18 protein-coding genes are annotated in these 20,688 nt (G+C 41.8%); 10 read left to right on the forward strand and 8 right to left on the reverse strand.

What is annotated here, in order from left to right; all coding sequences use genetic code 11:
• Nucleotides 1-11: 11 nt before the first annotated feature.
• The 6 genes from atpG to PROVRUST_RS16915 all read left to right on the forward strand — a co-directional run bounded on the left by atpG (nucleotide 12) and on the right by PROVRUST_RS16915 (nucleotide 7,859).
• The gene (gene atpG, locus PROVRUST_RS16890) at nucleotides 12-875 is read left to right on the forward strand and encodes a F0F1 ATP synthase subunit gamma (protein WP_006816115.1); all 864 of its coding nucleotides are present in this window, start codon (nucleotides 12-14) and stop codon (nucleotides 873-875) included.
• 34 nt (nucleotides 876-909) lie between these two features.
• On the forward strand, nucleotides 910-2,292 hold the full coding sequence (gene atpD / locus PROVRUST_RS16895) for a F0F1 ATP synthase subunit beta (protein WP_006816116.1): 1,383 nt from the start codon (nucleotides 910-912) through the stop codon (nucleotides 2,290-2,292).
• Nucleotides 2,293-2,313: 21 nt separating this feature from the next.
• Complete coding sequence (locus PROVRUST_RS16900) at nucleotides 2,314-2,739, forward strand: F0F1 ATP synthase subunit epsilon (RefSeq protein WP_006816117.1); 426 nt, start codon at nucleotides 2,314-2,316, stop codon at nucleotides 2,737-2,739.
• A gap of 123 nt (nucleotides 2,740-2,862) precedes the next feature.
• Nucleotides 2,863-4,233, forward strand: coding sequence for a bifunctional UDP-N-acetylglucosamine diphosphorylase/glucosamine-1-phosphate N-acetyltransferase GlmU (gene glmU / locus PROVRUST_RS16905; protein ID WP_006816118.1), 1,371 nt, complete (start codon nucleotides 2,863-2,865; stop codon nucleotides 4,231-4,233).
• Between the two features lie 244 nt (nucleotides 4,234-4,477).
• Nucleotides 4,478-6,310: a glutamine--fructose-6-phosphate transaminase (isomerizing) gene (glmS, locus tag PROVRUST_RS16910; RefSeq protein WP_006816119.1), complete on the forward strand. Its 1,833-nt coding sequence runs from the start codon at nucleotides 4,478-4,480 to the stop codon at nucleotides 6,308-6,310.
• 253 nt (nucleotides 6,311-6,563) lie between these two features.
• A complete protein-coding gene (locus tag PROVRUST_RS16915) occupies nucleotides 6,564-7,859 on the forward strand; it encodes an SLC13 family permease (protein ID WP_006816120.1) in 1,296 nt (431 codons plus the stop codon).
• Nucleotides 7,860-7,916: 57 nt separating this feature from the next.
• On the opposite strand, the gene PROVRUST_RS16920 is transcribed toward PROVRUST_RS16915, so the two are convergent.
• The 5 genes from PROVRUST_RS16920 to ulaR form a co-directional block, all read right to left on the reverse strand.
• Nucleotides 7,917-8,639 (reverse strand): hypothetical protein, encoded by a 723-nt coding sequence (locus PROVRUST_RS16920; RefSeq protein WP_039855839.1) that lies wholly within the window; start codon nucleotides 8,637-8,639, stop codon nucleotides 7,917-7,919.
• Nucleotides 8,624-9,148 carry a sigma-70 family RNA polymerase sigma factor gene (locus PROVRUST_RS16925; protein WP_039855840.1) on the reverse strand — a complete coding sequence of 175 codons (525 nt, stop codon included), beginning with the start codon at nucleotides 9,146-9,148 and terminating at the stop codon, nucleotides 8,624-8,626. Before PROVRUST_RS16925 ends, PROVRUST_RS16920 begins: the two co-directional genes overlap by 16 nt.
• Before the next feature lie 15 nt (nucleotides 9,149-9,163).
• Complete coding sequence (locus PROVRUST_RS16930) at nucleotides 9,164-9,850, reverse strand: lipoprotein (RefSeq protein ID WP_006816123.1); 687 nt, start codon at nucleotides 9,848-9,850, stop codon at nucleotides 9,164-9,166.
• Between the two features lie 161 nt (nucleotides 9,851-10,011).
• Complete coding sequence (gene ulaG, locus PROVRUST_RS16935) at nucleotides 10,012-11,079, reverse strand: L-ascorbate 6-phosphate lactonase (RefSeq protein ID WP_006816124.1); 1,068 nt, start codon at nucleotides 11,077-11,079, stop codon at nucleotides 10,012-10,014.
• A 116-nt stretch (nucleotides 11,080-11,195) separates the two neighbouring features.
• On the reverse strand, nucleotides 11,196-11,945 hold the full coding sequence (ulaR, locus tag PROVRUST_RS16940; protein WP_006816125.1) for an HTH-type transcriptional regulator UlaR: 750 nt from the start codon (nucleotides 11,943-11,945) through the stop codon (nucleotides 11,196-11,198).
• A 403-nt stretch (nucleotides 11,946-12,348) separates the two neighbouring features.
• Here ulaR and PROVRUST_RS16945 point away from each other — a divergent pair, with 403 nt between their 5' ends.
• The 3 genes from PROVRUST_RS16945 (at nucleotide 12,349) to PROVRUST_RS16955 (ending at nucleotide 15,356) form a co-directional block, all read left to right on the forward strand.
• On the forward strand, nucleotides 12,349-14,124 hold the full coding sequence (locus PROVRUST_RS16945) for a PTS ascorbate-specific subunit IIBC (protein ID WP_006816126.1): 1,776 nt from the start codon (nucleotides 12,349-12,351) through the stop codon (nucleotides 14,122-14,124).
• Nucleotides 14,125-14,191: 67 nt separating this feature from the next.
• Nucleotides 14,192-14,659, forward strand: a complete 468-nt coding sequence (locus PROVRUST_RS16950; RefSeq protein WP_006816127.1) for a PTS sugar transporter subunit IIA — start codon at nucleotides 14,192-14,194, stop codon at nucleotides 14,657-14,659.
• A gap of 49 nt (nucleotides 14,660-14,708) precedes the next feature.
• Nucleotides 14,709-15,356 (forward strand): 3-keto-L-gulonate-6-phosphate decarboxylase UlaD, encoded by a 648-nt coding sequence (locus tag PROVRUST_RS16955; protein WP_006816128.1) that lies wholly within the window; start codon nucleotides 14,709-14,711, stop codon nucleotides 15,354-15,356.
• A gap of 52 nt (nucleotides 15,357-15,408) precedes the next feature.
• Here PROVRUST_RS16955 and PROVRUST_RS16960 read toward each other — a convergent pair whose 3' ends face one another.
• Nucleotides 15,409-16,701, reverse strand: coding sequence for an MFS transporter (locus tag PROVRUST_RS16960; protein WP_039855842.1), 1,293 nt, complete (start codon nucleotides 16,699-16,701; stop codon nucleotides 15,409-15,411).
• A 566-nt stretch (nucleotides 16,702-17,267) separates the two neighbouring features.
• Between PROVRUST_RS16960 and PROVRUST_RS16965 the strand changes: the two genes are divergently transcribed.
• Nucleotides 17,268-18,344 carry a nitrilase-related carbon-nitrogen hydrolase gene (locus tag PROVRUST_RS16965; RefSeq protein ID WP_006816130.1) on the forward strand — a complete coding sequence of 359 codons (1,077 nt, stop codon included), beginning with the start codon at nucleotides 17,268-17,270 and terminating at the stop codon, nucleotides 18,342-18,344.
• 83 nt (nucleotides 18,345-18,427) lie between these two features.
• Here PROVRUST_RS16965 and PROVRUST_RS16970 read toward each other — a convergent pair whose 3' ends face one another.
• On the reverse strand, nucleotides 18,428-19,402 hold the full coding sequence (locus tag PROVRUST_RS16970) for a sugar phosphate isomerase/epimerase family protein (protein WP_006816131.1): 975 nt from the start codon (nucleotides 19,400-19,402) through the stop codon (nucleotides 18,428-18,430).
• A 23-nt stretch (nucleotides 19,403-19,425) separates the two neighbouring features.
• Nucleotides 19,426-20,679 (reverse strand): MFS transporter, encoded by a 1,254-nt coding sequence (locus tag PROVRUST_RS16975; protein ID WP_006816132.1) that lies wholly within the window; start codon nucleotides 20,677-20,679, stop codon nucleotides 19,426-19,428.
• Between the last annotated feature and the right edge of the window lie 9 nt (nucleotides 20,680-20,688).

The raw sequence follows: 20,688 nt of genomic DNA on the forward strand, positions 1-20,688 counted from the left end.
GAGAAGCAGAAATGGCCGGCGCAAAAGAGATACGTTCTAAGATTGGAAGTGTGCAAAACACACAGAAAATCACTAAAGCGATGGAAATGGTCGCGGCGTCCAAAATGCGTAAAACGCAGGAACGCATGGCGTCCAGCCGTCCTTATGCAGAAACCATGCGCAGTGTGATTGGTCACCTTGCGTTAGGTAATCTGGAATATAAACACCCATATCTCGAAGAGCGTGAAGTGAAACGCGTCGGGTATTTGGTTGTTTCAACAGACCGTGGTTTGTGTGGTGGTTTGAACATTAACTTGTTCAAAAAACTGCTTGCAGACATGAAAGTATGGTCTGAAAAAAACGTTCAGGTTGATTTGGCTTTAATCGGCTCTAAAGCGGTAGCATTCTTCGGAACTGTGGGCGGCAATGTCGTTTCACAAGTAACCGGAATGGGGGATAACCCAACCCTTTCAGACTTGATTGGTCCAGTTAACTCTATGCTACAAGCCTATGATGAAGGGCGTTTAGATAAACTGTATGCGGTGAACAATAAGTTCGTCAATACAATGTCTCAAGAGCCAACTATTCTTCAGTTACTGCCATTGCCAGCGAGCGATGACGAAACACTGAAGAAGAAATCTTGGGATTATTTATATGAACCCGATCCTAAGGCGTTGCTGGATACCCTACTGCGTCGTTATATCGAGTCGCAGGTTTATCAGGGCGTCGTTGAAAACCTAGCTAGTGAGCAGGCCGCTCGAATGGTAGCGATGAAAGCCGCTACAGATAACGGCGGAGAACTGATCAAAGAGTTGCAGTTGGTTTACAACAAAGCTCGTCAGGCCAGCATTACTCAGGAACTGACTGAAATTGTTTCTGGTGCAGCCGCGGTTTAACAGCTAGGTTTACGAATTACGTAGAGGATTCAAGATGGCTACTGGAAAGATTATCCAGGTAATCGGCGCCGTTGTGGACGTCGAGTTCCCTCAAGATAGCGTACCAAAAGTGTACGATGCTCTTGAGGTTATTAACGGTAAAGAAAAACTGGTGTTGGAAGTTCAGCAGCAGTTAGGCGGTGGTGTTGTCCGTTGTATCGCAATGGGTACATCAGATGGTCTGAGCCGTGGTTTAGAAGTTGTAAACTTAGAACACCCAATTGAAGTACCAGTAGGTAAAGCAACTCTGGGACGTATCATGAACGTTCTGGGTGACCCTATTGATATGAAAGGTGATATCGGCGAAGAAGAGCGCTGGTCTATTCACCGTTCAGCGCCAAGCTATGAAGAATTAGCTAACTCAACAGAACTGCTAGAAACCGGTATCAAAGTAATGGACTTAATCTGTCCATTCGCGAAAGGTGGTAAAGTTGGTCTGTTCGGTGGTGCGGGTGTTGGTAAAACAGTAAACATGATGGAACTGATCCGTAACATCGCGATTGAGCACTCAGGTTACTCAGTATTCGCTGGTGTTGGTGAGCGTACCCGTGAAGGTAACGACTTCTATCATGAAATGACTGATTCTAACGTTCTGGATAAAGTATCACTGGTTTATGGCCAGATGAACGAGCCACCAGGAAACCGTCTGCGTGTTGCGCTGACTGGTCTGACTATGGCTGAAAAATTCCGTGACGAAGGTCGTGACGTACTGCTGTTCGTTGACAACATTTATCGTTATACACTGGCAGGTACTGAAGTATCAGCACTGTTAGGTCGTATGCCTTCAGCGGTAGGTTATCAGCCAACATTGGCAGAAGAGATGGGTGTTCTACAAGAACGTATCACTTCTACCAAAACCGGTTCTATCACGTCTGTTCAAGCGGTTTACGTTCCTGCGGATGACTTAACTGACCCATCACCAGCAACAACATTTGCTCACTTAGACGCAACCGTAGTTCTGAGCCGTCAAATCGCATCTCTGGGTATCTACCCTGCGGTTGACCCTCTGGATTCCACCAGCCGTCAATTAGACCCACTCGTCGTTGGTCAAGAGCACTATGATGTCGCTCGTGGCGTTCAGTCAATTCTGCAACGTTACCAAGAACTGAAAGATATCATTGCAATCCTGGGTATGGATGAATTGTCTGAAGAAGACAAACTGGTTGTTGCTCGTGCTCGTAAGATCCAGCGCTTCCTGTCTCAACCATTCTTCGTTGCTGAAGTCTTTACTGGTTCACCAGGTAAGTTCGTTTCTCTGAAAGACACCATTCGTGGCTTCAGCGGTATCCTGAACGGTGACTACGACCACCTGCCAGAACAAGCGTTCTATATGGTTGGTACCATTGACGAAGCTGTGGAAAAAGCGAAAACGCTTTAATCCATCTGACGAGGGGTTGATATGGTATCTGCAATGACATTCCACCTGACCGTTGTCAGTGCTGAAAAACAGATGTTTGACGGCCGAGTACAGAAAGTTCAGGTGACAGGTAGTGAAGGTGAGCTGGGGATTTATCCACAGCATACCCCTCTGCTGACTGCCATAAAACCAGGCATGGTACGCATTACCAAGCAGTTTGGTGAAGAAGAACTAATTTACCTCTCAGGCGGTATCTTAGAAGTTCAACCAACTGGTGTTATCGTACTTGCTGATACAGCGATCCGTGGTAAAGATTTAGACGAAGCTCGTGCAGTGGAAGCTAAACGCAAAGCGGAAGAACATATCCGCAAAGCACACGGCGATGTTGATTATGCTCAGGCATCAGCAGAACTTGCAAAAGCAATAGCGAAACTTCGAGTTATCGAGTTAACTAAAAAGCTAATGTAATGATAGCAATATAAGAAAAGCCAGTTAGTTTGACTAACTGGCTTTTTTATTTGTGCGAAATATGTAGTAATTTATGCAGGAAATAGGTTTACTTTCACCCCAAAGTTGGAGTTTCAGGAAAATATGACTGTGCAAAGAAAAAGTGTCGTGATTTTAGCTGCCGGTAAAGGCACTAGGATGTATTCAGACTTACCGAAAGTTCTGCATTTACTGGCAGGTAAACCAATGGTTCAGCATGTGATTGATACTGCGAAATCAATCGGTGCATCGGATATTCATCTGGTATACGGACATGGCGGTGATTTACTGAAAGAAAAACTGGGCGAACAAAACTTAAACTGGGTTCTGCAAGCTGAGCAATTAGGTACTGGCCATGCAATGCAGCAAGCTGCACCTCACTTCCAAGATGATGAAGACATCATCATGCTGTATGGCGACGTTCCTTTAATATCCAAAGATACTTTGCAGCGTCTTATTGCAGTCAAACCTGAAGGCGGTATTGGATTACTGACGGTTATTTTAGATAACCCAACGGGTTATGGTCGTATTATCCGCGAAAATGGTGAAGTTGTTGGGATCATCGAACAAAAGGATGCGTCTGAAGAACAACGTAAAATCCAAGAAATCAATACTGGTATTATGGTCGCGAGCGGAAAAGATTTTAACCGCTGGTTAGCCCAATTGAACAATAACAATGCGCAAGGCGAATACTATATTACCGATATTATTGCTCTTGCACATAAAGAAGGTAACAAGATTGCCACTGTTCACCCAAGCCATCTCAGTGAAATGGAAGGTGTTAATAACCGCCTGCAACTTGCTGCGTTAGAGCGTATCTATCAAAAAGAACAGGCTGAGAAGTTACTGCTGGCGGGAGTGATGCTCATTGATCCTGCACGTTTTGATATTCGTGGAACCTTAACTCATGGTCGTGATGTGGTGATTGACACTAACGTTATCATCGAAGGTAACGTGACATTGGGTAACAATGTCCACATCCAAACAGGCTGCGTGTTGAAAGACTGTGTGATTGGCGATAACTCAGTTATCAGCCCATATACCGTCATTGAAAATTCTGAATTATCGACAGAATGTACGGTTGGTCCTTTCACTCGTTTACGTCCAGGTGCTAAATTGGCGGCAAAATCCCACGTAGGTAACTTTGTGGAAATGAAAAATGCCTCATTAGGTTTAGGATCGAAAGCCGGTCATTTAAGTTATTTGGGTGATGCTCAAATCGGTGACAATGTAAATATTGGCGCTGGAACCATTACATGTAACTACGATGGCGCGAATAAGTTTAAAACCGTTATTGGTAATGATGTGTTTGTAGGATCCGATACGCAGTTAGTCGCTCCAGTATGTGTGGCGAATGGTGCGACCATCGGGGCTGGTACCACGGTAACTCGAGATGTTCACGAGGGCGAGTTGGTAGTAAGCCGCGTAAAACAAACACACATTAAAAACTGGCAGCGTCCGGTAAAGAAAAAATAAGTAAAGATTGAGGAGAGATATGATTATCTCTCCTATGATAAGCAGTATAAGTATTTAGCAATGTGAGTCTGTCGTTTTTAATATAAAAAGAAAGATATTGATATAAAGTAGCAACAAAGCTACATATCAAAATAGAACAATAAAATATCCCCGTTTCTACAAGGCTGGGGAACAGTGAAAGCTGTATAACAATCAGGTTGCGACACAAAGAGGGGAAATCCCCTTTATTTAGGAATAACTTAATATGTGTGGAATTGTTGGTGCAGTCGCACAACGTGATATCGCGGAAATTCTATTAGAAGGTCTTCGCCGTTTAGAATACCGTGGTTATGACTCTGCGGGTATGGCGGTTGTTGACCATGAAGGTCATCTTCAACGCTTACGTGAAGTCGGTAAAGTACAAATGCTGGCGGAAGAAGCTGAAAAAAACCCAGTATCTGGCGGAACAGGGATTGCACATACTCGTTGGGCGACTCACGGTGTTCCGAGTGAGCGTAATGCTCACCCTCATACCTCTGGCTATATTGCCGTTGTCCATAACGGGATTATCGAAAACTATTTAGAGCTGAAAGAAGAGCTAAAACAGCTTGGCTATATTTTCAGTTCAGACACTGACACTGAAGTGATTGCTCACCTTGTTCATCATGAACAACAAAAAGGTGGTGAATTACTGGATGTTGTTCAACGTGTTATTCCTCAATTACGCGGCGCCTACGGCACCGTTATTATGGATAGCCGTAATCCTGAATTATTAGTCGCAGCACGTTCTGGTAGCCCATTAGTTATCGGGTTAGGTGTTGGTGAAAATTTCTTAGCTTCCGACCAACTGGCTCTATTGCCAGTGACTCGCCGCTTTATCTACCTTGAAGAAGGGGATATTGCTGAAGTCACTCGTCGCACTGTGCGTATTTTTGATAAGCAGGGTAATGCGGTTGAGCGCGAGCAAATTGAATCGAGTGTTCAGTACGATGCGGGTGATAAAGGCGCTTACCGCCATTACATGCAAAAAGAGATCTATGAACAACCGATGGCAATTAAAAACACGCTTGAAGGGCGTTTTAGCCAAGATAACGGTATCGACCTCAGTGAGTTAGGTCCTAAAGCCAGTGAAATTTTGTCTCAAGTTGACCATATCCAAATTGTCGCTTGTGGGACATCCTTTAACGCGGGCATGGTTGCGCGTTACTGGTTTGAATCTTTAGCAGGTATCCCTTGCGACGTGGAAATTGCGTCTGAATATCGCTATCGTAAACCGGCTCACCGTAAAGGTAGTTTGATGATCACCATTTCCCAATCAGGGGAAACGGCAGATACTTTAGCGGCTTTACGCCTGTCTAAAGAGTTAGGTTACTTAACATCGTTGGCAATTTGTAACGTGGGCGGCTCTTCATTAGTTCGCGAATCTGAATTTGCACTGATGACCAAAGCGGGTGCTGAAATTGGCGTTGCTTCGACGAAAGCGTTTACCACTCAATTAACCGTTCTATTAATGCTGGTGGCATACATGGGACGTTTAAAAGGCGCTAAACCTGAACTGGAAGAAAGTATTGCTCATGCCCTGCATGCTCTACCTGCTCGCATTGAAAGCATGCTGTCACAGGATAAAGTGATCGAAGCTTTAGCAGAGGATTTCTCTGATAAAAACCACGCACTATTCTTAGGTCGCGGGGAACAATTCCCGATCGCGGTCGAAGGTGCGTTAAAACTGAAAGAGATCTCTTATATCCATGCGGAAGCTTATGCGGCAGGTGAGTTAAAACACGGCCCATTAGCACTGATTGATGCGGATATGCCAGTAATTATCATCGCACCGAACAACGAACTGTTAGAAAAATTAAAATCTAACATTGAAGAAGTTCGTGCTCGTGGCGGTTTGCTGTATGTGTTCGCTGACCAAGATGCTGGCTTTGTAGCAAGTGAAAATATGAAGATTATTTCTCTGCCACATGTGGAAGAGTTAATCGCGCCAATTTTCTATACGGTGCCACTGCAATTACTGTCTTACCATGTTGCTTTAATCAAAGGTACAGACGTCGATCAGCCACGTAACTTGGCAAAATCGGTGACGGTAGAGTAATCGCACGCTGATATAAAAAGTTAAATATATAGCCGATATAACCTAATCAGTTATATCGGTTTTTTATTGCTTTTCCCACCTAAAATAGGGCTAATAAGCCACAAAAAATATCAGGTTAATTGATAAAAATCTGACGATATTTAATTAATTACGTATTTATATATTCCCTACCAATTTTTAGTGCTCCTTAAATTGTTTGGTGTAGTATTAAGCAATAAATTTGACCGCTAAAAATTATAATAGGGCGAAGTAGATGGCAGAATTTGAATGGCTCAGTGCAGTTGTCATCGCAATCACAATAGGGTTTTGGGCGACAGGCAAATTGCCTGAGTATTTAGTCGCATTGCTGTTTTTTGCAGCTGCTGCATGTTTACATCTGGCACCTACCAACATTCTGTTTTCGGGATTCACCTCAGAAGCCTTTTGGCTTGTTCTTAGTGGGTTTATTCTGGGATTTGCCATCAATAAAGTGGGGTTGGCAGAGCGTATTGCCCAACATATCTCAGGGCGTTTCACCAGTTCATGGTTAAAATTGATTATTGGCGTGGTCATTCTGGCGTATGGATTAGCCTTTATTATGCCGTCAAATATGGGGCGAATTGCGCTACTAATGCCGATCGTGATGGCGATTGCGGACAAAGTGGGGTTAGTCAGTGGTAGCCGAGGGCGAATTGGTTTAGCGTTGGCGGTGGGGTTTGGCACTTTCCAACTTTCTGCCACGGTTTTACCAGCAAACGTTCCCAATTTAGTGATGGCTGGCGCCATAGAAACCACTTACGGCATCAAATTATCCTATCTAAATTACTTATTTCTCCATATGCCGATTTTGGGGCTGCTAAAAGGGGCGCTGGTGGTTTTGTGCATCTACTTCCTTTTTCCAGCAAAATTACAGCCTATTGGTGAGCAGAAAAGCTTACCGCCAATGACCCGTAATGAGAAAAAACTCGGTATTGTATTGGCGATAACCTTACTTTTTTGGATTACAGATACCACGCATGGAATATCGCCCGCTTGGGTTGGGCTGGTGGCTGCGTGTTTCTGTTTATTGCCGAAAGTGGGCTTCGTCACAAACGATGAATTTGTAAAAGCGGTCAATATCCGCACCTGTATTTATGTGGCGGGGATCTTAAGCCTTGCTACGTTGGTTAGTTACTCAAATGTAGGCATGGTGGTAGGCACTTACTTGCAGAAAATGTTGCCATTAGACCCGAATAGCCCATTTATGGATTTCGGTAGCCTAGTTGGGTTAACCAGCGGATTAAACTTTGTGGTCACAGCTAACGGCGTTCCTGCATTGTATACACCATTAGCCGAATCGCTTTCTACGGCGACGGGCTTACCGTTAATTGCCGTTTTAATGATCCAAGTGATTGGCTACTCAACACCGCTGCTGCCTTATCAAGCTTCACCGATTATCGTCGCGATGGGAATGGGAAGAGTGCCGCTAATGGATGGGATCCGCCTATGCCTCATTCTGTTTATTTTGACCTTTGTTTTACTTGTTCCCCTCGATTATTTTTGGTTTAAATTACTGGGTGTGATCCCTTAGTGAAAAAAGGTCGGCATTGTAAAAAATGCTGACCTTTTTCAATGAAGCATGGCGGTATTAAGTGGAACTTAGTAACTCAATACATGCTCCTTTAAATAAGAGCGTGCTGTTTGGTTCACTATTTTCGGTGATCAAAAGCTCGCTACTATTTTTGATCATTTTCCATTCAGTTGGGGTGAGTAAGCGAGTGGACTGCAATTCATCAAAACGTCCCAGTAGTGAAATTTCTCCTGTTACCTTATTCTTAGCCCAAATCATCGCATTTCCCATATGACCTTCCGGTAACGGATATTGGCTGTTCCATTCCAACTGAAGGCGTGATTTTCCGGGTTTATCCCCTTTGTATGCCATCAGTACAAAATGGTCATTTCTCTCTTGAGATGACATGGTGGCGATATAGCTCGGCGTAGCAACTTGAGGGGTTGGTTGCAGTAACATCACGCTGGAAAAAACGAACAAAAAGAGAGAACACACCCATGGGATGAGTGACCATTTGTATCGCCAAACACGGTGATAAAACGGTATTTTTTCTTTTTTACTGATCACCGATTTGATATCTTTCCATACCCATGCTGGTGGCTTATCTACTGCCATTGGTTCTAGCCTATAAAGGTATGCATGCCACTGTGTGACTAATTCAGTCCAAGAGGTATCGCTAGCCATCAAGGATTCTAAGCGCTTTCTGGCGTTGGTTGATAATGTGCCGAGCACATACTGGCTCACCAAATGTTCGCGTATGGCTGGGTTGCTATAACGAAGCGGTGTTAGGCGCTTATGCATTGTTTTAGCTCCTTTAAGCCTCGTCGTATCCATGATTTGATAGTGCCAAGAGGATGAGCAAGGCGCTTCACGATTTCTTCATGAGAATAACCATGAATATAAGCAAGCTTTATGGCTTGCTGTTTTTCGGTTGTGAGCGCGAGAAAACAGCGGTCAAGCTGCTGTGAAGCTTCAGTAACAGGATCATCAATAGCAATTTCTAAAGAGAGATCTATATCTTCAAACTTCGGCATTCGCCCCTGTTTTCTAACATGATCTATCGCTAAATTACGCATTAACTGACAGCACCATGCCCAAGGCGATATCACATAATGGCTCGATGCAGAGAACCAGATCTTGAGATATCCTTCATGCAGGAGATCCGCCGCGATGTCTCGATCGGCGACGATATTGACCAACAGCCCATATAACTTACGATTTGTTAGGCTATAAAATCGCTCAAAAGCGTGCTGATCTCCCAGTTTTATCTGCGAAAATAATGTTTCTAGCTCATTGCTTTCTGCGCTCACGTTCACCTCATAACGTTATGGCAAAACAACCAAGTTCCAAGCATTTGCCACTTTATCGCCTGTGATATCGCCCGGTTTCTTATCGTTTATCCATGTATACAATGGCTTGCCTTGGTAAGCCCATTGATAGGTACCATCTTGGCGAGAGACAACGCTAAATGGAGCACTGGCTACATCACCTTGTTGTGCCGCTAATGGTGGCCACTTAATCGCGCAATCACCATTACATGATGATAGTCCATCACTGTCTTTAGTGAAGGTGTAGAGAGACATCTTCGCTTTATTGGTTAAAACCTTACCGTTATTGGTGCTATATACATTGACGGGTATGCTGTCTGCTCGAGAAATTGACCAAATATTTTTAACGCCTGCACCGGTAATATCACCGGGTTTTTTATCTTTACTCCACAAATAGAGAGGTTGGTGGTTCATTGCCCACTGCATTTTTCCATCTTTACGTTGGATTTTATTTAAACCGGGCAGGGATGACGTTTCATCGTTTACTAATAATGGTGGCCAGAGTTTGGCGCAATCATCATAGCAAACGGATTGATCAGGTTTATCATTATCAAAGTAATAGAGCGTCATACCTTGGTTATTGGTATAAACCTGACCTAGTGTGGTTTGCTGAGTTGAAATATCGGAGGCTGTTGCTGAAAAGGCAAACAGGCTTAACAGAGTGGCTGCGATGCGAATGTTCATTATTATTTCCTTGTTGTATGGGTATCAATAAGAGAGACGACAAGGAAATGAATTTGGATGCAGGGAATTGAAAATATTTTTTAGGGCATTTTTTGATAGAAAAAGACCTGATAATGTTGATTATCAGGTCGAAAAAGCGCAATGAAACGATGCAAAAAATCTTACAAGAAGGCTTTATACGGTAGTTCTGGTTCATTTTTAAAGATATCTTGGAAGCCTCTGAAATGCTGATAATGCATGCGTCCTTTATCGGTTGGGTAAGTATATTTGCCGCCAACTTGCCAGAAGAATGGGGCAAATTTATATTGTAAGCGCTCTTTTTTCATGTTCCACAAGACTTCAATTTCACGAGGATCATTTTGGAAGTTAGCCCAAATGTCATGATGGAATGGAATGACGGTGGTGCAGTCTAAAGATTCTGCGGCGCGTAAGATATCGGAAGAGGTCATTTTATCGGTGACTCCGCGAGGATTTTCACCGAATGACAATAATGCCACATCGATATTATAGCGATTGCCATGTGCGGCATAATAGTTTGAATAGTGGGAATCTCCAGAGTGATAAACTGAACCGCCTGTGGTTTCAATCAAGTAGTTCACCGCGCGCTCATCCATACCATCTAAAATCTCTTTATCATAAGACGAAACGCCTTTTGGTAGCGTCACGAGTGCAGTTCGGTCAAAAGAATCCAGAACACGGATTTTCATATCGCCCACTTCAATGACATCACCCACTTTGGCCACAATGCAGCGATCTTCCGGCACGCCCCAACCAGTCCATAGGTTTACACAGGCTTGTGGACCAATAAATTTCACATGGTCACCACAGTTTTGTAGAACAGCAGCTGCCACGTTAACATCAATGTGATCAGCATGGTCATGGGAGGCTAAAATCGCATCGACATTCTTGATAGCAAAGGGATCCAATGGGAAAATTGAGGTGCGCAAATTAGGCTGTAATGCTTCAACTCCCCCCATTCTCATCATTTGGTGTTGCTGATTCATTAATGGATTTTTCTGGGTTTTTTTACCTGTACCACACCAAAAATCGATAGAAATATTAGTGTTACCTTCGCTTTTCAACCAAATACCAGTACATCCGAGCCACCACATTGAGAATGTGTTTGGTTCTACAACGGTTTTTTCGATCTCTTCATTGAGCCAAGTTCCCCATTCTGGAAACGTGCTTAAAATCCAAGATTCACGGGTAATTTCATTTACTTTACTCATAGCAACACCTTTCCTATCCAGAATTTCAAATGTAAGGGATTAGCGCCTTATTTATAGAAATAAGGCGAAATACAGAATAAATTTGTTAATTCATTGAATTAGATAATTAAATCTAATTATACGAGAATGACGTGAGTGCCTTGTGCTTCGATGGCTTGGATAATTTTAGGGTCGGCGTTTTTACCTGTGATCAGATAGTCAATTTTATTGGTGGGGCAAAATAACATACCTGTTCGGTTTCCCACTTTAGAGCTATCCACGACGACAACTAATTTATCTATGCGATCTAACATTTGTTGTTCAGCGACCGCAGTCAGCATATCTGTTTTGTATAGCCCAGTTTCCGTGAGCCCTTTTCCTGACGTAAACATCCAGTTTCCGGCATACCCCATTAATGTACTAAGCGCTGGGTTCAAGAAAATACCTTGTGTGCGATTATATTGCCCACCAATGAGCACCACATCTTCATGTTCTTCTTCAATTAAATAACTGGCTAGCGGGAAATAGTTCGTCACTATTTGTACACCTTTGCCACACAGTTGTTGCCCAAGAAGAAAGGCGGTTGAACCACAGTTGACGACAACGCTATCTCCCGGCTGACAAAGCTCAGCTGCTTTGACGGCAATCTGTGATTTTTCTTCATAATGGTCAGTGCTATTCAATGGTGACCATTTATTTCTTTTTTCTTCAATGCGCTCTGCGCCATTACGTATTTTTTTTAGTTTTCCTTGCTCATCGAGTTTTGCGATATCTCGACGTGCTGTTGCTGGGGAAATATTAAAATGGTCAGTAATAAAAGATACGTTAATGATTTGATTTTTTTTCAGTAAAGACAAAATTTCATAATGTCTTTGTGTCTCATTCATGTCTAGCGCCTTATTTCTGTATAATCATTTTCAGTATTTAGCGATGACAAGTTATGATTCAAAATGATTGAATTTGATTCTATATGATCATTGTGAAAATTGTCAACTAGCTAAATTTAAAAATTACCATGCTAAATAAAATAAATAACTTATTGTAAAATATCATTTTTACTATATTTGTTGTGATCAGCACAACAAAAGTATGGTTTTTTACTGGTCAAAAAGTAGCAATTAAAATAATCATAAGTGAGCATTTGGTGATTGCTTGTGATTCCTGTGTGCATTTTAGTGATTAAATTGATGAGCAGTTTGATTATAGCGTGAGAATGCTTGTATGGGATCAGGGTAATGTATTTTTAAATTAGATAATAATTCAAACTAAATTTGGTTTAGGGGTAAAAATATGGATTTTCTGTACAACTCATTCTATATTTTTTACAGCCAAGTGATGACGAAAGCCCCTTTATTACTGGGATTGGTGACATTAATTGGCTACTGGCTTCTAAAAAGAGATGGAACAACCATCCTGAAAGGAACGATCAAAACAATTGTCGGCTTTATGTTAGTGCAGGTTGGAGCCGATACTCTCGTTTCCAGCTTTAAACCAGTCATTGCAAAAATGTCTGAATATCATCATCTTACCGGTTCAGTTATTGACCCCTATACCTCAATGATGGCCACCATGGAAACCATGGGGGATAATTATTCGTGGGTGGGTTACACCGTTCTTATCGCCCTGGCGATCAATATATTATTGGTTCTCTTTCGACGTATTACGGGGATCCGAACCATCATGTTGACTGGGCATATTATGTTCCAGCAAGCGGGGTTAATCGCCGTATTCTATTTCGTGCTGGGTACCAGCATGTGGGAAACCATTATCTATTCCGCGGTATTGATGGCGTTATATTGGGGAATTTCATCCAATATTATGTTTAAACCTACAGAGGCGGTTACTGGTGGAGCTGGATTTTCTATCGGTCACCAGCAGCAATTTGCTTCATGGGTTGCTACCAAAGTAGCGCATAAACTCGGTGATAAAAATGACAGTGTTGATAACTTAAAATTACCGAAGTGGCTACACATTTTTCATGACAGTATAGCTGCCACTGCCATCGTAATGACCGTATTTTTCGGTATTATTTTGCTCTCTTTTGGTCTGACTAATTTGCAAGAAATGGCAGGTAAGACGCATTGGAGTATCTACATTCTGGAAACAGGTTTGAAATTCGCCGTGGCAATTCAAATCATTGTGACGGGGGTGCGGATGTTTGTGGCTGAGTTATCTGAAGCATTTAAAGGGATTTCTGAACGGGTTATTCCTAATGCTGTTTTAGCCATTGACTGTGCCGCTATCTACGCCTTTTCGCCAAACGCCATGGTATTCGGCTTTATGTGGGGGGCATTAGGGCAATTTGCTGCGGTGCTAACCATGTTGGCATTTAGCTCCCCGATCATGATTATTCCTGGCTTTATTCCTATGTTCTTCTCCAACGCCACTATTGGCGTGTTTGCCAACCATTTTGGTGGTTGGAAAGCGGTCATGAAAATCTGTTTTGTCATGGGAATTATTGAGGTGTTTGGGTCTGCATGGGCAATTTCATTGTTTAGTCGACAAGGAACGGATTTTAGTGGTTGGATGGGAATGGCTGATTGGGCATTAGTTTTCCCGCCTGTGATGCAAGGACTCTCATTCTCCAAATACTTCTTCTTTGTCATAATTGGTTTATCTTTTGTCTATATGTATTTCGCATCAAAAAGATTACGTGCCGAAGAAGATGCGCAAGCTGCCATGGAAGTTATATCTTCAACGCAATCTGACGCTACCGTCGACACCGCCTCTGTTACTCAAGATACTCCACAAGTAAACACTATCAGACCCGTCAGTATTCTTGCCGTATGTGGCAATGGGCAAGGCTCATCGATGATGATGAAGATGAAAATTGCTAAATATCTTGAAGGTAAAGGGATCCCGCATGTTATGGATTCATGTGCTGTTTCTGATTACAAATCAAAACTCGCTAATACAGACATTATAGTGTCATCAAAACACCTTTCTTCTGAAATGGATGCGGGAGAAGGTAAATTCGTACTGGGTGTACAGAACATGCTAAATCCCCATTCATTCGGTGATGAGTTACTGGCAATTATTCATAATAACTTTAGCGGTTCTAAATAAAATTAATAACTAAATTAGTCATAGATATCATTCAGTTTGATATCTATGAACCAAGGAGAACAATGCCATGGGTTTTAAACAATCACTGATAGATAATAATTCTATACAGCTACAAGCTTCAGCGGATAACTGGCAGGATGCGATTAAAATTGGTACGGATATGTTGATTGCGTCTGGAGCGATTTTATCAGATTACCATGATGAAATTATTCGTAGTGTGAAAGAGTTGGGTCCTTATATTTGTATTGCCCCTAATTTAGCGTTACCTCATGCTCGCCCTGAAAATGGGGTATTAAAAACGGCATTTGCCCTTGTCACACTGAAAAATCCTATTTTCTTTGATGGGGAGGATGAGCCCGTCGATGTGTTGATTACGTTAGCGGGAAGCTCGTCAGATGAACATATGGAAGGGCTAATGGAAGTCACTCAAGTTCTTGATGATGAAGAGAGTGAAACCGGTATCGATCTCGATAAAATTCGTCGCTGCATGAGTGCTGAAGATGTTTATCAGGTTATTGATGCTGCATTAGCGTAAGTGCCCATTCGGTATCGCCATTTTATAAATAAAAAATTAGGATAATCAGATGACTCAGCCTCTTATTCAAATCGCGTTAGACCAAACTAATCTTAGTGATGCAATTCATGTTGCTAATAATGTGGAATCTTTTGTCGATATCATCGAAATTGGTACTATTTTAGCGTTTGCAGAAGGAATGAAAGCCGTCTCAACACTGCGTAAGAATCATCCATCGCATATCATTGTCTGCGATATGAAAACCACGGATGGCGGCGCAATTTTATCGCGTATGGCATTTGAGGCTGGAGCTGATTGGATTACAGTTTCTGCCGCTGCACACATTGCGACCATTGAAGCATGCAAAAAAATTGCCGACGAATTTGATAGAGAAATTCAAATTGAACTGTATGGTAATTGGACGCTAGATGATGCTAAAAAATGGGTAGATTTAGGGATAAAACAAGCTATTTATCACCGCTCTAGAGATGCAGAACTGGCTGGTATTGGCTGGGCTTCTGATGATTTGACTAAAATGCGCCAGCTTTCAGATTTAGGACTCGAACTGTCTATCACCGGGGGCATCGTTCCAGAAGATATTCATTTATTTGAAGGCATTAAAGCGAAGGCATTTATCGCGGGACGGGCATTGGTTGGTGAGAAAGGTAAATCAACGGCGGAGGCATTGCGTACTCAAATAGCACGTTTCTGGAAATAAGAATCATCGAGAAATCCCCTCTGTTATCGAGAGGGGATCATCGGTTTACTCTCTAAAGCCGTTTACTTGGTAATAGCATCACGGCAATGCCGCCAATAATCGTAACCGCAGAAAATGCCGCAAAGTTCCAGCTGCTGGCAACACCTAAACTCGCAATATAAGCACCAAACATCGGCCCTGACATAGCACCAATACGAGAAATACTCATCGTCCAACCCGTCGCTGATGCCCTAACACTTGATGGATAGAAATGAGCGACATAGCCCGTCAAAATTAGCGGCGCGGAGATACATCCGATGCCAGCAATGCCCACCAGCAGATAGTTCATATAGATACTTTGCTTGAAGACCATCAAACCGATGCCAAGTGCACCGAGCATGAAGAAAAAGGCAACCGTACCTCTGGCTCCACATCTATCAGCAACTTTTCCGAGGAATAATCCGCCTAATGCCGACGATAAACTAAATACCACTAAGAAGGTTAAACTCGAGCCGAGATCGTAGCCTTCTTTGCGCATGATTGACGGCAACCACGTATTTAAACCATAAACAATGAATCCACCACAAAATAGTGCAACCCAAAAGCAGCAGGTTGCACGGAGATAGTCTTTTGAAAAAATGATGGCGACGACTTCTTTTAAACTCCGTGATGATTGCTTTTCATTTTTTATGGGTTCGTGATAAGCCACTTCGAGTTTTTCAGCGAGCTTTTTCGCTTTATCGTGTTGTCCTCGGTTATTGAGATATTCAATGGATTCAGGAAGTAATCGAGCCATTGGCCAGATAAGTAATAAAGGCAATGACCCCACAATCATCACGCCCCGCCAACCAAATTGGCTTAGTATGGCAATGGCGACTAATGCTGCACATAGAATACCGAGTGAGTAACCTGAGTACATAATGGCATAGTTAAATGAACGTTTTTCAGTTGGTGAATATTCGATGGTTAGTGCGGCGGCAACGGGAATGACACCGCCTAGCCCAATCCCTCCAATAAAACGCATCAGACCAAAAAACCAAGGTGTTGGCGCTAAAGCGGTTGCTAGCATGGTGGTCGAAAATAGCGTGACACAAATTAACAACATGCGTCGTCGACCGTATAACTCACTTAATGTACCGATAATAAATGCGCCAAAAAACATACCGACTAAGGTATAGCTACTGAGTGCGCCTAATTCTATTGGTGTTAAATTCCACTCTTTATATTCAGATAGCGTTGGTAAAACTGCCCCCATGACACCGACGTCATAACCTTCAAATAGGATGCTTAACCAGCAAACTAACATCACTTTAAAGGTAGTACGCTTGGAGGATACAGATGTAATTTCAGATGTTTGTATTGTCATAAATCACTCTCTAATCGTAATTCGACTGATATTTTTAATGGCAAGTACTTATATTTTTTTAAATCTGAAAATCTATTTTTTAAAATCTGGGAAGCCGCAAATACACTTTACTTTTTTAGGTTAAATCACAATAGAAATGTTAATGAAATGTACAATAAATGCATTTAATGGATATTCTTTGCAGCTTTTGTTTCGGGTTATTTCATTAATTAAATTTAAGAGTTGATGTCTTATTAATTTAATTTATAAAATAGAAATAATTTCCTTAATTAATTTAGATTAGTAATTAAAATATGGATAAAATAATCAATGCATTGATAATATTGATTTATTTTTAACTGTAACGTAAGGTGATATTTATTAAAAATAAAGCAGTTGGTATTTTGTTAATATATCAATAATTATTTTAATAGTGCGAATTAATCAGGTGAATATCATGATTTATCATTCGATATGGTTAATTTAATATTTGTTTGACATAAAATTAACATATACATAATATTCGATGAGTTTAGTTTTTGAATGATGCAATGCAGACCATGCGAAAATAAAATCGGAGAATAATTATGATCAAGCCATACGGTGTTGTGGGTTTAGTTCCGACCACTTGGGGAATAAAAACGCGTAGCGATATTATGAAAAATATCGACCATCTTGAGGAACTATCCCATGGCGCGTTATGGTTATCGTCGTTGGATCTTCCTGTTCGATTATTAGTTCTCCCTGAAGGGGCTTTACAAGGTTTTAATGATGAAGCGCTCGATTTACCCATTGCAGAATTCTTAAATGATGGCGCTATTGATATTCCGGGGCCTGAAACTGACCGATTAGGGGAGCTGGCCAAATCACAGAATGTGTTCATCATGGCTCAGGCAAAAACCCGTGACCCAGACTGGCCGGGTATTATGTTTAACGTTGGTTTCGTTATTGATCCAAAGGGAAACATCATTCTTAAGCATCACAAAATGTCATCGTTATTACCTTGTGAACGCTCCGCTTCTCCCCATGATCTCTACGATGAATGGATAAAAAAATATGGGCGCTCATTACAATCTTTTTGGCCTGTCGTTGACACTGAAATTGGTCGTTTAGGGATCATGATGGCGATGGAAGGCAACTTCCCCGAAAATGGGCGCGGTCTAGCATTGAATGGAGCGGAAGTTGTCTATCGAGCTTCTCTACCGACACCCTTCACTGAAAATGATCTATTTGAAATTTCTAACCGTGCCCGAGCATTGGAGAATAACTTATACGTGGTCGCACCTAACATCGGTTCAATGTACATGTTCCCAACCACGCAAGCGCCAATTGATTGCGGTGGTGGGCGTTCATTGATTGTGGATTACAAGGGTAAAATTGTTGGTAAACAAGAAGATACCAACGGCTCAACCTATGTGTATGGGGTGATTGATATTGAAGCCATGCGTTATCACCGCTCTAATGCCTCGGTGAGTAACTGGTTGAAAGATATTCGTACCGAATGTGCTCAGCTAATTTATGAAAACCCAATCTACCCGAAAAATACCTATTTACATGAGCCGCAAGGAAATCATAAACACTATCGCGAAACCATTTTGAATAAACAAATCGAGAAAATGATCGAAAGAAACGTATTTGTACCGAGTGTTTACGATAAAAAATAGCTGACAAATTCTATCTATTTTCACATAAAAAAATCCGATAACGTTTATCACGAAATCGGATTTTTTATTGAGTGGAAATATCGCTATTTATTGAGAACGGCGATCGCTTCTTGTTTTAATTCTTCAGCAATATTTCGCACAAAAGCGAGTTGGTTTATGGCGTCATTCATCTCTTTTTCTAGTCGGGCATCAAGCCCTTCAGTTGGCATTGGGGTTTCACTTGCACCGCGGTATGGGATCCACGGGTTATCGCCTTCATCATCAAAACGAAATGCAGGAGCGTAATAATCCACTTCTTCCTCTAACCCAAAAGAGACCACTTGCGGCTTTTCGTCACCTAAACAAATCAGTTTTTTCAACAATGTTTTGAATGGGACTTCACCTTCACCAGACAGGCTGGCTTTATGACCAAAACCTTTGCCTTCAGGAACACGAACCGCATCTTTCATATGAACCTGAGTAATATTATCTTTCATTTTATCGAAAGCATCTAATGGCAGTTCATTAGCGTTGAACATGTTGCCAAAATCAAACAGTAGGGAAAAGTTAGGGAAATCCGCTTCTTCAACTAACTGATTTAATTCATGACTTTTCAAGTCTTCATGCTGTTCGATGACAAATTTTAAACCGGTATGTTCGTGAGTATCTTTGATGTATTGGATATCCGCTTTGACCTTTTGAAGTACGTCTTGCAGGTTGCCTTCATAGCGAGGGTAAAAGCGAATAGAACTTGCCCCGGTTTTCAACGCAATATGTACCGCTTCATCAATAGCGCTAGCTGCGGATGAGCTAGTTTCAATTTTAAGGTCGAGATTATACTCTTTGGCTTTTTGTCCAAATGCCTCTAATTGCTCGTCACTCATGGTTTTCAGTGCTTGAGTTTCGCCATCTTCAACATGGATTTTAGCGCCCGTTAAATAAAGCTTTTTCGCTATCTCTAATAAATCATCGGGTAAAATTCGCTCTTTTCTCATGTTTAAATGGAATGCATAAGCATGAAGATACAGCGGCATTGAATCAATTCGTTCAATAATTTTTTGGGCTTCAATATTAGTCATTTTTTTCACCTGTGATTTCAAGTCTATTCATTTGCTGTGGCAGTGTCAGCTTCGCGTTGTTTGATGCGTTTAGTTAAGATTTTAGCTGTCACAAAACCGAGTAAACTGAACATGATCATCATGCTAAAAACAAAGTTATAACCGGTAATTCCTGGGTAGTTATCTAAGAAAGAACCATAGATAGCGTAGGCGAACATGGCCGGCATATAGCCAAGAATACAAGCGAATGCCATTGCCGATCCGGCATATTCACGTTTAGTTCCAATTTCTTCCATTGGTGCGAAGAAGATAGCGCGTTGGCAGAAAATAATCGCCCCGAATCCTAAGGTTGCCGCCATGCCTAAATAGACGTTCATTGTTTCATGGGGCAGTAGCATAAACAGACCCATTGCAACCGCGGATAATAAACAGGTGAACTGTAAGAATTTAGTCGGTGATTTAAAAACTTTATCGGATAAGAATCCACCAATTGGACCACCAACCATCTTCAGGGCATATTGGTTAATAATTCCGTAAGCCCCAATCAACGCAATTGGTAGCGCATAGATATCTTTCAAGAATGGAATGAAGTAAGTCAATCCACAGTATGATGCATAGATAAAGAAGATAGTCATCGAGGCTAACCACAAGTTAGGACATTTGATGACACTTTTTATCCCTTCAATAACTTGTTTGTTAGCTTCTGAGGCGTTTTCAACCACTTTTTTATCATCATCGGTTACGATGAAATAGGTGATGACACCGATAAGTACCGTCACGATGGTGTAGAACATTAATCCCGCTTGCATGCCGGCTTTACCTTCACCAAACAGGACGAAAACATAGAGTGCACCGGAAGCAATAATGACGTCGACAACGCCACGACCCGCCTCTAGGAAACCAAACAGACGCCCTTGCTCTTTTTTATCACCCAGCAAACGGACGGCTTTAAGTAGTACAGGCCAGTAAATTACATCGGCAAATAATGCCATGATGGCAAACGCAATCAGATAACCTGTAAATGGAGGAAGAGTGGATAAGTATGCCCCACAGAGTCCAACACCAATTAAGCCCACGGGTAGAAGGATTTTTTTCGAAAATCTATCCGCAATATATAACGATGAAAATAGACCAATGGTTTGGACAATGGTGTAAACAGTAAAACCAAAACCAATTTGGGCATTAGTTAGTCCCCAATCTTGCTGCATAGGAACATAGAAAACATCTTTCATGCTGGATAACTTGAAAATGGTTCCAGCACCAAGAATGAGAAAACTAAGTCTTATCCACTTATTCATACATCCGCC

Origin of the sequence: Providencia rustigianii DSM 4541 (assembly GCF_000156395.1) — a bacterium.
In the GTDB taxonomy this organism is placed as follows: domain Bacteria; phylum Pseudomonadota; class Gammaproteobacteria; order Enterobacterales; family Enterobacteriaceae; genus Providencia; species Providencia rustigianii.